The 16,164-nt window shown below is 62.7% G+C and carries 14 protein-coding genes; 3 read left to right on the top strand and 11 right to left on the bottom strand.

The genetic code is table 11. The features are described from left to right. Window positions 1-2: 2 nt before the first annotated feature. On the top strand, window positions 3-860 hold the full coding sequence (gene rapZ, locus BM300_RS24305; RefSeq protein WP_003197845.1) for an RNase adapter RapZ: 858 nt from the start codon (window positions 3-5) through the stop codon (window positions 858-860). Window positions 861-875: 15 nt separating this feature from the next. Further along, window positions 876-1,151 (top strand): HPr family phosphocarrier protein, encoded by a 276-nt coding sequence (locus BM300_RS24310; RefSeq protein ID WP_063322915.1) that lies wholly within the window; start codon window positions 876-878, stop codon window positions 1,149-1,151. Between the two features lie 251 nt (window positions 1,152-1,402). Here BM300_RS24310 and BM300_RS24315 read toward each other — a convergent pair whose 3' ends face one another. The 6 genes from BM300_RS24315 to pmbA form a co-directional block, all read right to left on the bottom strand. Beyond that, entirely contained in the window at window positions 1,403-2,293 is an 891-nt protein-coding gene (locus BM300_RS24315; RefSeq protein ID WP_092225350.1) for a ZIP family metal transporter, read from the bottom strand. A 28-nt stretch (window positions 2,294-2,321) separates the two neighbouring features. Further along, window positions 2,322-2,933 carry a superoxide dismutase gene (locus BM300_RS24320; protein ID WP_092464218.1) on the bottom strand — a complete coding sequence of 204 codons (612 nt, stop codon included), beginning with the start codon at window positions 2,931-2,933 and terminating at the stop codon, window positions 2,322-2,324. 2 nt (window positions 2,934-2,935) lie between these two features. Continuing rightward, entirely contained in the window at window positions 2,936-3,376 is a 441-nt protein-coding gene (locus tag BM300_RS24325) for a hypothetical protein (protein WP_063322917.1), read from the bottom strand. A gap of 28 nt (window positions 3,377-3,404) precedes the next feature. Beyond that, window positions 3,405-4,781, bottom strand: coding sequence for a class II fumarate hydratase (locus BM300_RS24330; protein WP_092149025.1), 1,377 nt, complete (start codon window positions 4,779-4,781; stop codon window positions 3,405-3,407). Next, a complete protein-coding gene (locus tag BM300_RS24335; protein WP_063322919.1) occupies window positions 4,774-5,169 on the bottom strand; it encodes a hypothetical protein in 396 nt (131 codons plus the stop codon). Before BM300_RS24335 ends, BM300_RS24330 begins: the two co-directional genes overlap by 8 nt. 284 nt (window positions 5,170-5,453) lie before the next feature. Then, a complete protein-coding gene (gene pmbA, locus BM300_RS24340) occupies window positions 5,454-6,800 on the bottom strand; it encodes a metalloprotease PmbA (RefSeq protein ID WP_092225346.1) in 1,347 nt (448 codons plus the stop codon). Window positions 6,801-6,908: 108 nt separating this feature from the next. Here pmbA and yjgA point away from each other — a divergent pair, with 108 nt between their 5' ends. Next, the gene (gene yjgA / locus BM300_RS24345; protein WP_014336624.1) at window positions 6,909-7,433 is read left to right on the top strand and encodes a ribosome biogenesis factor YjgA; all 525 of its coding nucleotides are present in this window, start codon (window positions 6,909-6,911) and stop codon (window positions 7,431-7,433) included. A 146-nt stretch (window positions 7,434-7,579) separates the two neighbouring features. Here yjgA and tldD read toward each other — a convergent pair whose 3' ends face one another. The 5 genes from tldD to BM300_RS24370 all read right to left on the bottom strand — a co-directional run bounded on the left by tldD (window position 7,580) and on the right by BM300_RS24370 (window position 15,996). Continuing rightward, window positions 7,580-9,022 (bottom strand): metalloprotease TldD, encoded by a 1,443-nt coding sequence (gene tldD, locus BM300_RS24350; protein WP_072341241.1) that lies wholly within the window; start codon window positions 9,020-9,022, stop codon window positions 7,580-7,582. 5 nt (window positions 9,023-9,027) lie between these two features. Further along, entirely contained in the window at window positions 9,028-9,891 is an 864-nt protein-coding gene (locus tag BM300_RS24355; RefSeq protein ID WP_092348345.1) for a carbon-nitrogen hydrolase family protein, read from the bottom strand. A gap of 130 nt (window positions 9,892-10,021) precedes the next feature. Beyond that, the gene (locus BM300_RS24360) at window positions 10,022-13,825 is read right to left on the bottom strand and encodes a YhdP family protein (protein WP_092348342.1); all 3,804 of its coding nucleotides are present in this window, start codon (window positions 13,823-13,825) and stop codon (window positions 10,022-10,024) included. A 60-nt stretch (window positions 13,826-13,885) separates the two neighbouring features. Continuing rightward, on the bottom strand, window positions 13,886-15,343 hold the full coding sequence (rng, locus tag BM300_RS24365; protein ID WP_018613976.1) for a ribonuclease G: 1,458 nt from the start codon (window positions 15,341-15,343) through the stop codon (window positions 13,886-13,888). Window positions 15,344-15,399: 56 nt separating this feature from the next. Beyond that, window positions 15,400-15,996, bottom strand: coding sequence for a Maf family protein (locus BM300_RS24370; RefSeq protein ID WP_092225339.1), 597 nt, complete (start codon window positions 15,994-15,996; stop codon window positions 15,400-15,402). Between the last annotated feature and the right edge of the window lie 168 nt (window positions 15,997-16,164).

A 16,164-nucleotide genomic window follows, 5' to 3' on the forward strand; every position in this document is an offset into this window, starting at 1 on the left:
ACATGCGCATGATCATTGTCAGTGGCCGCTCCGGCTCCGGTAAAAGCACGGCCCTCAACGTGCTTGAGGACAGCGGCTACTATTGCATCGACAACCTGCCCGCCGGCCTGCTGCCGGAACTGGCCGAGCGCGCCCTGATCCACACCGAGTTGGCACAGCCGCTGGTGGCGGTGTCGATCGATGCACGTAACCTGCCAAGCCACCTGTCGCGCTTTCCTGAACTGCTCGAGGAAGTGCGCAGCCGGCATATCCAATGCGACGTGCTGTACCTGGATGCCGATGAAGAGACACTGCTCAAGCGTTTTTCCGAAACCCGCCGACGCCACCCACTGAGCAATGCCAACCGTTCGCTGGCCGAAGCCATCGAGGATGAAAGCCAGCTACTGGGGCCGATCGCCGACCTGGCAGACCTGAAGGTCAACACCACGCACCTGAACCTGTATCAGTTGCGCGACACCATCAAGCTGCGCCTGCTCAACCAACCCGAGCCGGGCACGGCGTTCCTGGTGGAGTCGTTTGGTTTCAAGCGTGGCATGCCCGTAGACGCCGACCTGGTGTTCGATGTGCGCTGCCTGCCCAATCCTTATTGGAAACCGGAATTGCGCGCTCAGTCCGGGCTCGACCAACCGGTGATCGACTACCTGGCCGCCCAGCCGGATGTCGAAGAAATGTACCAGGACATCTCCAGCTACCTGCTCAAATGGCTGCCCCGCTTTGCCGCGAGCAATCGCGCCTATGTCACGATCGCCATCGGTTGTACTGGCGGTCATCACCGCTCCGTCTACCTGACCGAACGCCTGGGTCAACTCCTGCAACAATCCCTGAAGAACGTCCAGGTTCGCCACCGCGACCTCAGCTAAAGGATTCACATCGCGATGCCTGCTCAGGAAATTGAAATCATCAACAAGCTGGGTTTGCATGCCCGAGCGTCGGCCAAGTTCGTCGGAGTCGCGGGCCAGTTCAAGGACACCACCATCAGGGTGGGTCGCACACCCGAGACCGCGGTCGACGGTAAAAGCATCATGGCGATGATGATGCTCGCCGCCGGCAAGGGCACCAAGATCCACCTGCACACTGAAGGCGATCGAGCGCAGGAAGCGATGGATGCCCTGGTGGACCTGATCAACAGGTACTTCGACGAAGGCGAATAACCCCCCTGTGGTGAGGGGATTTATCCCCGCTGGGGTGCGAAGCGCCCCCCCCAAAAAAAGCTCTATGCAATCAACCAGGGCCACCGCGAGAGTAGGTTTTGGGGCTGCTTCGCAGCCCAGCGGGGATAAATCCCCTCGCCACAGATTGATCCTGCCCCACAGATTGTCCCCCCTGCCACACAGATTGATCCCTGCCCCACAGATTGTCCCCCTGCCACACAGATTGATCTCTGTCCCACAGACTTTCCCTGTCACGCCAACGCCGTATCCATCACCATCATCAGGCAAAACCCCACCAGCAACCCGAGGCTCGCCAGCTTGTCATGGCCATTGCGGCGCGATTCGGGAATGACCTCGTGAGTCACCACCAGCAGCATCGCCCCGGCCGCCAGCGCCAGCCCCAGGGGCAGCAGCATCTCGGCCAGGCTCACCAACCAGGCGCACAACAGCGCAAACACTGGCTCGACCAGCCCTGACGCAGCGCCAATCACGAACGCCTTGAGCCGCGACATCCCGGCCGCAGCCAGCACCAGCGCGATCACCAGCCCTTCAGGGACATCCTGCAAGGCGATCCCCATCGCCAGGCTGTCGGCATCGGGCATGCCGCCACCCGCCGATACGCCAACGGCCATCCCCTCAGGAATGTTGTGGGCCACGATGGCAAACACGAACAGCCAGATCCGCGGGGCAATGATCGGACGTCCGGGCGCCTCTACCAGCCTTGCAGGGCTGGCTGACACTTTACGGTCGACCAGGTACAGCCCGAATGCCCCCAGCAGGATACCGAAGCTGATCAGGCCACTGGCCGCCCAAGGCGTGAGCCCCAGCTGTTCGGCTGCGGCAATGCCCGGCACGATCAGCGAAAACGCCGTCGCGGCCAGCATCACGCCAGCCCCGAAACCGAGTAACGAATCACTCACGGCCTGGGGCATGCGGCGGATCACCAGCACCGGCACAGCGCCCAACGCCGTGCCCAAGGCGCAAAGCCCACCGCCCTGCAGGGCACGCAACAGTTTCGGCTCCAGGTCCAGCCACGCCAGGCCCTGGGCTACCAGCAATGTCATCCCGGCCAACAATAACAGCGATCCCAAGGCGTAGCGGAACATCCGTCCGCTCCCTATCGCCAGCGTTTCAGTATCCATAGTCAGCCTTGGATTGTTTATGAGGCACTCAGGCCAGCGCAGCCTGGTAACGGCGTGCGACTTCCGGCCAGTTGATCACGCTGTAGAACGCGTTGATGTATTCTGGCCGACGGTTCTGGTACAGCAGGTAATACGCGTGCTCCCAGACGTCCAGGCCCAGGATCGGCGTATGGCCGTTCATCAACGGGCTGTCCTGGTTGCCGCTGCTTTCCACCACCAATGTCTTTTGCGGGGTCACGCTCAACCAGGCCCAACCGCTGCCGAAACGGGTCAGCGCCGCCTTGGTGAATGCTTCCTTGAACCGTTCGAGCCCACCCAGTTGCGCTTCGATCGCGGCGGCCAGGGCCCCCTCTGGGTGTCCACCGCCCTGGGGCGCCATGACCTCCCAGAACAACGAATGGTTGGCATGGCCGCCGCCCTGGTTGATCACCGCGGCCCTGAGGCTTTGCGGCAATTGCTCGATGCTGGACAGCAGTTTTTCGACCGGCCATTCGGCGTATTCGGTACCGTCCACCGCCGCGTTGAGGTTGTTGATGTAGGTCTGGTGATGCTTGGTGTAGTGGATTTCCATGGTTTGCGCATCGATGTGCGGTTCCAGGGCATCGTAGGCGTAGGGCAATGCAGGCAAGGTAAAAGCCATTTTCAATGAACTCCGTAATGAACAGGGGCATCGCGCTGCTGGGGCGAAGCGGCATTGCAACCCAGCAGGCGCTGGGTACGAGGGTATTCACCGTGTTCGCTGATGAACGTCAGCAGTTCGACATAGGTCTTGTGGCTCTGACGCAACGCAGCAGCACGCAGGGCCGGCGCCATGCGCTCGTCCTGCAGGGTCTGCAACAACCGCTGGTGGATGGCGCAGAGGTACTCGGCGCTCTCCTCTGGCTGGTTCAGGCGCAAGTGCAGGTCCGCCAGGTTGTGATGGGAGACGACGCACGCGGCCACCGCTTCGTCGGCATCCGACCAACGCTCGAACAGCACCTGGGCCAGCGCCAGGGCTTGCAGGTAGGCTTCGCGGGCATCTACCAGCTCGCCCAGCATGAAACAGCGGTTGGCCCGTTCAATCGTACGTTTCCAGTGTTCCATGATGAGTCCTCCACACAGGTGTCGGGGGTTACACGCCGCCGGCGGTGAGCTTCTCCGGGTCCAGCAGGACTTCGAGTTCGCTGCGTGTCAGGTCGGTGTGCTCCAGGGCGACATCAATGACCGGCCGACCTTGCTGGTAAGCCTTCTTGGCGATTTCAGCGGCCTTCTGGTAACCAATGATCGGATTCAGCGCGGTCACCAGGATCGGATTGCGCGACAACGCTTCCTTGAGCCGGGCCTCGTTGACCTTGAAGGTGGCGATGGCCTTGTCCGCCAGCAAGCGGCTGGCAGTGGACATCAGCGCGATGCTGCTCAGCAGGTTCTGGGCGATGATCGGCAGCATCACGTTCAATTCGAAGTTGCCCGATTGACCGGCGATAGTGATCACCGTGTCGTTGCCAATCACTTGGGCCGCCACCATCGCGGTGGCTTCAGGAATGACCGGGTTGACCTTGCCGGGCATGATCGAGGAGCCCGGCTGCAAGCCTTCGAGTTCGATCTCGCCCAGGCCCGCCAGCGGCCCGGAGTTCATCCAGCGCAGGTCATTGGCGATTTTCATCAGCGACACCGCCGTGGTCTTGAGCTGTCCGGACACCGCCACGGCGGTGTCCTGGGAGCCGATCAGCGCGAACAGATTCTGGCCTGGGGTGAACTGCACCTGGGTCAGTTGCGTCAGTTGTTGACTGAACAGCTCGGCGAAGCGTGGATGGGCGTTGACCCCGGTGCCGACCGCCGTACCGCCCTGGGCGAGGGATTGCAGGCTCGGCAGCAGGTCCTGCAAGTGGCCGATATTGGCCTTGAGTTGCTGCGCCCAGCCGTCAAGCACCTGGCTCAGGCGCACCGGCATGGCATCCATCAGATGGGTGCGACCGGTCTTGATGAACGGGTGCACCTCCTCGGCCTTGCGCTCAATCACCTGCACTAGGTGCAACAGCGCCGGCAGCAGTTGCTCATGCAAGGCCAGCGCAGCGCTGACATGAATGCTGGTAGGGATGATGTCATTGCTGCTCTGGCCGCAATTGACGTGGTCGTTCGGATTAACCGTTTCCCCCAACAAACGACTGGCAAGGGTGGCGATCACTTCGTTGGCATTCATGTTGGAACTGGTGCCGGAGCCGGTCTGGAAGATATCCACCGGGAAGTGGTCCATGAATTGGCCTTCGAGTAGCCCTTGGGCGGCGTCGACAATGGCCTTGCCCTGGGCCGCGCTGATTTGTTCCAGCTCTACGTTGGCCCGAGCGGCAGCCGCCTTGGCCAGGATCAGGGCGCGAATGAACTGCGCCGGCATACGTTGGCCGCTGACCGGAAAGTTATCCACTGCGCGCTGGGTCTGGGCGCCATAGAGGGCATCCACCGGGACTTGCAGCTCGCCCATGCTGTCGCGTTCGATACGGGTATTACTCATCGGGAGATCCTTGCACCAGTTCAATAAGAGGAATCGACGGCTCCAGGGCGCAGGTCGCCAGCGCCCAGGCATGACTCTGCCAACGCTTGAGGCGGCAGCGGCACAGTGATTGTTGTTCGAGCTCACGCAGAGGACGCCAGGCCTGGTCGAGGCAGAGATTGCGCCAATGCCACGGCAGCGCGACGTCGGCGGCGGTGTCGAGCAGCAAGCGAAACGCGGTTTCGGAAATCATCCACGGCGAAGTGGCTGTGCAGCAGGCCAGATAACGGCCTTCGGCCAGGTAATGCTCGATCAGCCGCGGCTCGTCCGGACTCATCGCACAACGGATCTGGCGACTCATCCAGCGCCAGCTTTCAAGGTAGGGTTGCTCGTGCAGGGCAGAACTCATGACCGGGGCTCACTCGGCGAATGAGATTCATTATTAGATGATAATAAGAAGCAACACAACCGTAAGCCCGTACAAAATTCACCGTGGCGAGGGAACTTGCTCCCGCTGGACTGCGAAGCAGGCCCTGTTTATCAGGGTTGTCATGTCTTTGCGGTGCTGCTGAGATTTTTGCGGCTGCTGCGCAGCCGAGCGGGAGCAAGCTCCCTCGCCACAGGGGTTTCTGCGAACATGAAAAAGGCGCGTCACCCGCTAGGATGACGCGCCTTTTTTACTGCGATTGAAGGTCAGCTACCCGCTACTGTCATCCGCTCGATCAGTACCGAGCCGGTACGGATGTTGCTGCGCATTTCCAGATCGTTGCCCACCGCTACGATCTGCTTGAACATGTCGCGCATGTTCCCGGCGATGGTCACTTCCTGGACCGGGAACTGGATCTCGCCGTTCTCGACCCAAAAACCCGCCGCGCCACGGGAATAGTCGCCGGTGACCATGTTCAGGCCATGGCCCATCAGTTCAGTCACCAGCAGGCCACGCCCCATGCGCCGCAGCAAGGCGGCCTGGTCTTCTTCGCCATGGGTCACGAACAGGTTATGCACGCCACCGGCATTGGCGGTGCTCGGCATGCCGAGTTTGCGGCCCGAATAGGTGCCGAGGATGTAGGACACCAACTCGCCCTTTTCCACGAACGGCTTGGCGTAGGTGGCCAGGCCGTCGCCGTCGAACGCGGAGCTGCCCATGGCCTGCATCAGGTGCGGACGCTCGTCGATGGTCATCCATTCCGGGAACAGTTTCTGCCCCAGCGCGCCCTCGAGGAACGACGATTTGCGGTACAGGTTGCCGCCAGACACCGCCGACAGGAAGCTGCCGAACAAGCCGCCGGCCAGCTCGGCCGAAAACAACACCGGCACTTCACAGGTCGGCACCGGCCGCGCGCCCAGGCGGCTGGCCGCCCGTTGTGCGGCTTTCCGGCCAATGCTCACCGGGTCCGCCAGCAAGGTGCCCTGGCGGTTCACGTCGTACCAGTAATCGCGCTGCATCTGGCCATCGGCTTCGGCGATCATCACGCAACTGAGACTGTGGCGGGTCGATGCATAACCGCCGATGAAGCCGTGGCTGTTGCCATAGACCCGGCAGCCCTGGTGGGTATTGAGCGTCGTGCCGTCGGCATTCTTGATACGGCTGTCGGCCTCGAATGCCGCCGCTTCGCAACGCAGTGCCTGTTCGATGGCCTGCTCGGGGGTGATGTCCCAGGCGTGAAACAGGTCGAAGTCGCGCAGCTCCTTGCACATCAGCGCAGCATCGGCCAGGCCCGAGGCTTCGTCTTCGGAGGTGTGCTTGGCAATAGCCAGTGCCGCGGCGACGGTTTCGCGAATGGCCTCCGGACCACTCGCCGACGTGCTGGCCGAGCCCTTGCGCTGGCCCACGTACAAGGTGATGCCAAAGCCCTGGTCGCGATTGAATTCGACGGTTTCCACCTCGCGCTGGCGCACCGACGTCGACAGGCCCTGCTCCAGCGATACAGCCACTTCACAGGCACTGGCGCCCTGGCGCTTGGCCTCGGCAAGGATCTGCTCGACTTGCTCCTGCAGTGCCGGCAATGCTTGCGGGCCGACGCTTTGAACTGCACTCATGGTGTTCTCCACTCAAATTCTTCTTTCGGTGATGGCCTTCGAGCGACCGGGCCGGACAAGCGGCCCCCGACTGGTTATCATGGCGGCGTTTCTTTGCGGACTGCCACCATGGTTGATTCTTACGACGACTCCCTCTACGAGGGTGAAAAAAGCAAATCCCAGGTCAAACGCGAGCTGCATGCTCTGGTTGACCTCGGCGAGCGACTGACAACACTCAAGCCTGACTTGCTGGCCAAACTGCCTTTGACCGACGCCTTGCGCCGGGCCCTGGCCGATGCGCCCAAGCACACCGCGAATATCGCGCGTAAACGGCACCTGCAATTCATCGGCAAGCTGATGCGCGATCAGGACACTGACGCCATTTTGGTCCTGCTCGATCAACTCGATGCCTCCACCCGGCAATACAACGAACGTTTCCACAACCTGGAGCGCTGGCGCGATCGCTTGATCGCAGGCGACGACGGCACCCTGGAAAAATTCGTCATCGACTACCCGGAGGCTGATCGTCAGCAATTACGCTCCCTGATCCGTCAGGCCCAGCACGAGCTGGCGCAGAACAAGCCACCGGCCTCGAGCCGTAAAATCTTCAAGTACATCCGTGAGCTGGACGAAACCCAACGCGGCTTGCGCTGATCGTTCACTGGCTCACCAATCCCTTGCCAGGGTAGCCATTACCGTGGCGAGGGAGCTTGCTCCCGCTCGGTTGCGCAGCGACCGCATGGGGCTACTGCGTAGCCCAGCGGGAGCAAGCTCCCTCGCCACGGGGCCGCTGAATATTTTCATGCGCCCGTGCCACCCACGGTAATCGCGTCGATCTTCAAGGTCGGCTGGCCGACGCCCACCGGCACCGATTGCCCATCCTTGCCACACGTCCCCACACCGCTGTCCAGCGCCAGGTCGTTACCGACCATCGACACCTTGCTCATCGCCTCCGGCCCGTTGCCGATCAGGGTCGCGCCTTTGACCGGCGCGGTGATCTTGCCGTCTTCGATCAGGTAGGCCTCGCTGGTGGAGAACACGAACTTGCCACTGGTGATGTCGACCTGGCCGCCGCCGAGGTTGGCGCAATAGATACCTTTTTTCACCGAGGCGATAATTTCCGCCGGATCGCTTTGACCACCGAGCATGTAGGTGTTGGTCATGCGCGGCATGGGCAGGTGCGCGTAGGATTCACGGCGACCGTTGCCCGTGCGGGCCACGCCCATCAGCCGGGCATTGAGCTTGTCTTGCATGTAGCCCTTGAGCACACCGTTCTCGATCAGCGTGGTGCATTCAGTCGGCGTGCCTTCGTCGTCGACGCTCAGGGAGCCACGACGCCCGGCCAGGGTGCCGTCATCGACGATGGTGCAGAGTTTCGAGGCAACCATTTCCCCCATGCGCCCGCTGTAGGCTGAGCTGCCCTTGCGGTTGAAATCGCCTTCCAGGCCGTGACCCACCGCTTCGTGCAGCAGCACGCCGGACCAACCGGACCCCAGCACCACCGGCAACGTACCGGCCGGGGCCGGAATGGCCTCGAGGTTGACCAGCGCCTGGCGCAGCGCTTCGCGGGCGTAGCCCATGGCGCGGTCTTCGCTGAGGAAATAACGGTAATCGGTGCGTCCGCCGCCACCATGGCCGCCGCGCTCACGGCGACCGTTCTGCTCGACGATCACGCTGACGTTGAACCGCACCAGCGGCCGCACGTCCGCCGCCAGACCGCCGTCGGTGGAAGCCACCAGGATCCGCTCCCAGACCCCGGCCATGCTCACCGTCACTTGTTGGATACGCGGATCGAGGGCACGGGTGGCGACGTCGATGCGCTTGAGCAGCTCGACTTTTTCGGCGCGGCTCATGACTTCCAGCGGGTTATCCGGCGCATACAACTGCGCCACGTCCTGGCTGCTGAACGCCTGGACCGTGCCATTCTGCCCGGCGCGGGAGATCGAACGGGCCGCACGGGCCGCGGCACCGAGGGCCTCCAGGGTGATGGCGTTGCTGTAGGCAAAACCGGTTTTTTCCCCGGACTGGGCGCGCACACCCACGCCCTGGTCAAGGTTGAAACTGCCTTCCTTGACGATGCCGTCTTCCAGCGACCAGGATTCGGAGATCTGCCCTTGGAAATACAGGTCGGCCGCATCGATGCCCGGGCCGGCCAGGTCGCCCAGCACGCCTTGCAGGCTCTCCAGGGTTACGCCGCCAGGGGCTAAGAGGTGTTCACTGACTGAGGACAACAACCCGCTCATATGTTTTACGCCTTGAATTCGTCGTCTTGGACAGGTCGCTGTCGAGCGCCCTGCGAGAAAAAGCGCCGATGGCTGGCCACCGGCATGCGCGCCCGGATGGACGCCTGTTCGCTGCTGTCGCGTGCGGCCAGCAGCACGGCCTCACCTTGATCCTGTTGTGCCAGCACGCGGCCCCACGGGTCGACAATCGCGGCATGGCCAAAGGTTTCCCGCGGCCCCGGATGCACGCCGCCCTGGGCGGCCGCCAGCATGTAGCACTGGGTCTCGATGGCCCGGGCGCGAATCAATACCTCCCAATGGGCCGCGCCGGTCACCGCGGTAAACGCCGACGGCGCCGTGATCAGTTCGGCCCCGGCAGCCCGCAACTCGCTGTAGAGCTCCGGAAACCGCAAGTCGTAACAGACCGTCAGGCCGACCCGGCCCACGGGGGTATCGGCAACCACCACGTTAGCGCCATAAGCATAGTCATCCGACTCGCGATAGCGCCCGCGATTGTCCGCCACATCCACATCGAACAAGTGCAGCTTGTCGTAGCGCGCCACGATCTGGCCCTGATCGTCGACCAGCAACGAACAGGCGTGGGACCTGGCCTCGGGCTGGTCCACCGGTGGCAACGGCAACGTGCCGGCCACAATCCATAACTTGAGGTCTCGGGCGACCTGTTTCAACCAGGGCAGGATCGGTCCCTGACCAAAGGCTTCGGCACGACCGATATCGGCAATGTCCCGCCGTCCCATCGCCGCGAAATTCTCCGGCAGCACGGCCAGCCTGGCGCCGCCTGCGGCAGCCTGCTCCAGCAGCGCACGAGCACGGGCCAGGTTGGCGAGCACATCGCTTTGACTGACCATTTGAATCACGGCGAATGGCATGGTGCCTCCTCCCTGTCTCATCTCGTTCCCACGCTCTGCGTGGGAATGCATCAAGTGATGCTCCACGTCACAGGGACGCAGAGCGTCCCGGGCGGCGTTCCCACGCAGAGCGTGGGAACGATCAAAGCTGTCAAAACGGCTTGTCGAAGCTGATCTTCGGCTCTTTCCACGGCCCCTTGACGTCGTATCTTACGCTGGCAAAGCGCGCCACGCGGTCGCCGATCAGTTTGTCGATCAAAAACAGCGCGCCACCCACCGCCGGGGCACCGACGATCAGCGCGGCGATTGGCAGGTTGTTGGTCACCGGCAGCGTCACCAGCAACTTGGCGTCGACCCGGTCGGCCACCATGTCCAGCGTGCCGTTGAGTTCCAGGTTGCTCGACGGCCCGGTCAGGGTAATGGGTTCGCGGGTCACGTACACACCATCGCTTGCCACCAGCAGTCCCTTGACCCGGTCGTAGCTCAGCCCCTTGCCGAACAGGTCGGAGAAGTCCAGGCGCAAGCGTCGGCCGATGGAGTTGAAGTTCAGCAGGCCAAATACCCGCAACGCCTGGGCGCTGCCTTCCACTTCGACAAACTGGCCCTTGCTCAGCGACGCGTCGAGGCTGCCGGAAAAACGCTTGGTGGCGACCCACGCTGGCGAGCCGGGCCAGCGGCCATCGACATCCAGGCGGAACGTCTGGCTGGTCACGCTTGGGGCATAACCCCAGCCCTTGAGCACGTCGCCCAGGTTCTTGCCGCCGATACGGCCCTTGTACCAACTGCTGGTGGAACCGGGCGCGCCTTCCCAACCACCGCTGCCGTTCAACACCATGCCCTTGAGGCCCATGTCCAGCTCGTTCAGCGCGATGCCCTTGGCGGTCGGTCGTACTTTCAACGACCACGCACCGATGAGATCAGGGCCCTGGAACAATTGGTCGATGGCAATATCCATGGCCGGGATTTTGCCGGGATCGACCGACGCCAACGGGTCCGGTGAGTTTTCATCCGCCTGGACCGTCGGGTCTGTGGCCGGCAGGCGCACATAATCAAGCTTGATACCAATCGGGGCGGCCTTTGCGTCCGGCAGGCTGACATTGCCCTTGGCCTGCTGGCTGTCGAGCCGCAAGGCCCAGGCGTCCGACCTGCGGTCCAATTGCACCGATGCCTGGTCCAGGGTCGTACCCATGGCCGTGAGCTTGCCGACAGTCAGATCGACGCTGCTGAGCAGTTGCTTGGCACTGCCGCCCGGATCCTGGCCGGCGTACTTGTTGACCAGGTCCTGCCAGGGACTCACGTCCAGTGCAGGCAGTGTGCCGCGCAGTCGCAGTCCCTTGGCCCCGGGTAGAACGGCATCGCCGGCCCCCAGCAACAATTCGCCACGACCATCGGCGACTTTCCCGCTCGGCGCGGCGTAAGTGAAATTGGCCAGGTCGCCATAATCGAGCCAATAACGCCGCTCCGGCCCTTGCAGGGTCATGCGAAACACCGTGTCGCGCCCGACATCGGCGGCCATGCCGAAGGGTGCCGGCAGGTCCACCGCCACGCCCTTGAGGTTGGAACTGACCGACAATTGGCTGTCGGCGCCGTCGAGGATCACTTGCAACTGGTACGGCACGACACCGGATACCGGCAACGGCTGGGTGACATTCAGCCAACTGGTGAGTTTCTTGATCTCCACCTGCCCGGACGCCGTGACTCGTGTGTTGAGCGCTCCGGCGTGGCCTTCGGCGAAAATCTGTGCGGTCACGGGCCGGTCGAATGCCCGGGCACTGATGCCCTTGCCGCTCAAGCCCTTGTTGCTGTCGAAGCGGAAATCGCCCTTGAGTTGGGTCAGTTCCAGTACCGGCTCGCTGAGCTTGAGACGGGCCTTGTCGGTGGCGAAATCCACCAGGATCTTCGGTTGCTCGCCTTTGACCAGGGGGATGTCGAGCTTCACGCTGCCTTGCAGGTCGCCCTCGCCTTCCCAGCCGGCAAATGTCTCGGCGGTCCCGATCGGCGCGGTCTGGAGGATTTTCAGACCGTCCCCCAGTCCTCCAGCGAACCCGCCGTCCAGAAACAGATGAACGCTTTGCCCGCTGGGTACATGGGGAATGTTCACCGAAACATCCTTGACCTGGGTATCGAGCAATTGTCCTTGGCTGGCGAAGATGCGCACGCCGCTGTCTTCGACGAAGACATCACCGCTGACCTTGCTGACCGAAGGCCAGCCCGGCTGGAACGCCAGTTCGGCGTCATGCACCTTGAAAAACAGGCTGATACTGCGTGCCGCGTCTTCGGCACCGTGATTGAGCGAGCCTTGATACTGGAAGAAGCCCTCGTCCACCGCGCCCTTGACGATGGCCGTGCGCAGCCACTCATCCAGCGCCGGGCTGAGGACCGCCGGCAGGTACTTGGCGGTGTAGCGTCCATCACCGTCCACCAGGCCAACCCGCAGGTCCATGTAGTCTTCCTGGCTGTGGTCGAAATGCAGGCGGATCAGGAAATCGCCAGCAATCCGACCCTCCTCGCCCAGCACCTTCAAATACGGCGCGATCAGGGTGAAGCCTTGCTTGTCGAGCTTCCAGGTCAACCGGGCGTTGGCCTGCAGATACTGCCAGGGCTTGGCGAAAATCGGGTCCAGGTGCAGGGAAAAGTCCTTGCTGTCCATGCGCAGCTCGCCGCCACCGAGGTCGCCGCTCAGACTCCCCGATACATTGCGCGCAGCCGGGGCGCCGCGATAGGCGTCAAAGCCCACGGTGTCCAGGTTGGTGGCGAAGCTGATTTTCTGGTCACCGGTGTTCTGCGGCCGGTAGTCCAGCAGCACGTTGCGCAGGCCACCGGTCACCTTGAGACGGTCGATGGTCGTCGCCAGGCCTTCAGGCAACGGTGCCAGGGCGTTGAGCAAAGGCGTAAGCGGGGTCAGGTCGAGGCGATCGGCCTGCAGGTGCCAGCGCTCCTCGGCCTTTTCGGTGGCAGCACTCTGTTGCAGTTGCAGGCGCGATTCCCAGCGGGTTTCGCCCAGGTTCATCGCCAGGGAATCGAAGGTCGCGGTAAATCCCTGGTCACCACGCTGGAAATATCCATTGAGCGCCAGGTTATGGATCTGCACCGGCTTGCGCTCGGCGTAGGCACCCAGGATGTCAGGAGCGTTCAAGCGCATGGCCGCGCTTTGCACCGTACCGCCGCCCCAACTCAGCCAGAACTCGCCACCGGCCTTGATCCGGGAAAAATTCCATTGCTGGGTCAGGCGTTTGGGCAGCCATTTGGCCCAGTCGCTTTGCGGCAGGCTCAGGTACGCATCGGCCTGGCCGTTCTTCCAGTCACTGGCGCGGATACGGGTGCGCAGGTTGATCGCCACCGGCTGACCGTCAGGCAGGGTCAAGCGCACGTCCAGCCGTTGACGGATGGCGCCGGTGCGCAAGCTCAAACCGACGTAGGTGAGGGTCAGCGGTGGTTGCTCGACAGGTTGCAACGTCACCTGGCTATCGAGCAGCGAGAACCTGGAGACCACCTGCATGCGTTCGAGCAATTGCTGCGGATCGAGGGGCTGGTCGTCCTTCACCGGCAGGCCTTCCAGGGCCCACTTGCCGTCGGTGCCCTCCTTGAGGCTGATCTTCAGGCCGCTGACTTCCAGGTGGGCAATACGCACCTGACGTGCCAGCAAGCTGTCCCACAGGTCGGGCACGGCTCGCACCTGATCCAGGTGCAAGGCGTTGGGGCCTTCGCCGACCACCACGTCGCGCGCAGCCAGGATTGGCGCCAGGGCGCTCCAGCTACCGTCGAGGCGTCCGATGTGCACAGGCATGCCCAAGGCAGCGCCGGCCCGGGTCTCGACCTCGGCGCGATATTCGGCCACCAGCGGGACCAGCTCGCGACCGAGGCTGACGTACAACGCCAGCAACACCAGCAGCAGGGCGCACAGCCCCAGCCCCCAGCGAGTCAGCGCCGCCAAAATGCGTGTCAGACGCTCCATGTCAGTGGGCTCCCCTGGCAAAGACGATCAAATCCGCGGGCCCGCCGCTTCCCAAGCTCTTCAGAGCAACACCACGTCGTATTGTTCCTGGGAATACATGGTTTCCACCTGGAAGCGAATCGTGCGTCCAATAAACGCTTCCAGCTCTGCGACATTGCCTGACTCCTCGTCGAGCAGGCGGTCCACGACTTTCTGGTTCGCCAACACTCTATAGCCGGTCGCCTGGTAGGCGCGCGCCTCCCGGAGAATTTCCCGGAAGATTTCGTAACACACGGTTTCCGGGGTCTTGAGCTTGCCGCGGCCCTGGCAACTGCTGCACGGCTCGCACAGCACCTGTTCGAGGCTTTCGCGGGTGCGCTTGCGGGTCATCTGCACCAGGCCCAGCTCGGTGATACCGATGATGTTGGTCTTGGCGTGGTCGCGTTCGAGTTGTTTTTCCAGGGTCCGCAGCACCTGGCGCTGGTGCTCTTCATCTTCCATGTCGATGAAGTCGATGATGATGATCCCACCCAGGTTGCGCAGGCGCAGTTGCCGGGCAATGGCGGTGGCGGCTTCCAGGTTGGTCTTGAAGATGGTTTCTTCCAGGTTGCGATGGCCGACGAACGCCCCGGTGTTGACGTCGATGGTGCTCATGGCCTCGGCCGGATCCACCACCAGGTAGCCGCCGGACTTGAGCGGGACCTTGCGTTCAAGGGCTTTCTGGATTTCGTCTTCGACGCCGTACAGGTCGAAAATCGGCCGTTCGCCAGGGTAATGCTCGAGGCGGTCGGCGATTTCCGGCATCAGTTCGGCGACGAACTGCGTGGTTTTCTGAAAGGTCTCCCGGGAGTCGATGCGGATTTTCTCGATCTTGGGGCTGACCAGATCGCGCAAGGTCCGCAGCGCCAGGCCCAGGTCTTCGTAGATCACGCTGGGGGTGGCGATGGTCTTGATCTGCGCGGCGATCTGGTCCCAAAGCCTGCGCAGGTAGCGGATGTCCATGAGGATCTCATCGGCCCCGGCCCCTTCGGCGGCGGTGCGCAGGATGAACCCACCGGCTTCCTTGATGCCTTCTTTTTCCACGCAGTCGCTGACCACCTGCTTGAGACGCTCGCGCTCGGCCTCGTCTTCGATCTTCAGGGAAATGCCGACATGGGCGGTGCGCGGCATGTACACCAGGTAGCGCGACGGAATCGACAGTTGCGTGGTCAGGCGCGCGCCCTTGGAGCCGATGGGGTCCTTGGTGACCTGCACCACCAGGCTCTGGCCTTCATGCACCAGCGCGCTGATGCTCTCCACGGCCGGCCCTTCGCGCATGGAAATTTCCGACGCATGGATGAATGCCGCGCGGTCCAGGCCGATGTCGACGAAGGCCGCCTGCATGCCCGGCAGCACCCGCACCACCTTGCCTTTATAGATATTGCCGACGATGCCACGCTTTTGCGTGCGCTCGACGTGGACCTCTTGCAGAACACCGTTTTCAACCACCGCCACGCGCGATTCCATCGGCGTGATGTTGATCAGGATCTCTTCACTCATGGCAGGGTCTCGTTCAGGCATGTTCACGATTATGGCCGCATCAAGTCAGACGGCGCTCAGCGCGCGCTCAAGGTTTGCCAACAGGGTATGCCGAAATGGCCCAGTAGTTCTGCGGTTTCGCACAGCGGCAGGCCGACCACGGCTGAATAACTGCCTTCAAGCCCGGCGACGAATACCGCACCCAGCCCTTGAATGCCATAGCCGCCGGCCTTGTCCCGGGGTTCACCGCTGGCCCAGTAGGCCGCCGCTTCCTGTTCCGTGATCGACCGAAAGCGCACCAGGCTGCGCACAACGCGGGATTCACAACGCTGCCCTCCCAGTATGGCAATGGCGGTCAATACTTCATGTTCGCGACCGGACAGGCTCAAGAGCATCGCCATGGAATCGGCCTGGTCCACGGGTTTGCCGAGAATTCGCCCGTCCAGTACCACAGCCGTATCGGCGCCCAACACGCAGCCATCCATGCCGGCGTCCAGGGCTCGCCGACCCGCCTCGGCCTTGCAGCGCGCCAGGCGCTCGACATAGGCCGAAGGGGTTTCGTGGTCCAGGGGAGTTTCGTCGATGTCCGCGCCGACGGCGGTAAAGGGTACACCGATCTGCGTGAGCAGTTCACGCCGACGCGGCGAACCTGAGGCGAGGTAAAGCGGTTTCATCAAGACATCTCCCTCTCAAAGCACAGCCATCCAGACAAAAACAGCTTTTGTGGCGAGGGAGCTTGCTCCCGCTGGGCTGCGCAGCGGCCCCAACCTTTACGGTCGCTACGCAACCGAGCGGGAGCAAGCTCCCTCGCCACAGGGATGTAAGTCATCAGAAAAAGTGTA

The sequence above is a fragment of the Pseudomonas sp. NFACC46-3 genome (assembly GCF_900114515.1).
Lineage (GTDB): Bacteria > Pseudomonadota > Gammaproteobacteria > Pseudomonadales > Pseudomonadaceae > Aquipseudomonas > Aquipseudomonas fluorescens_Q.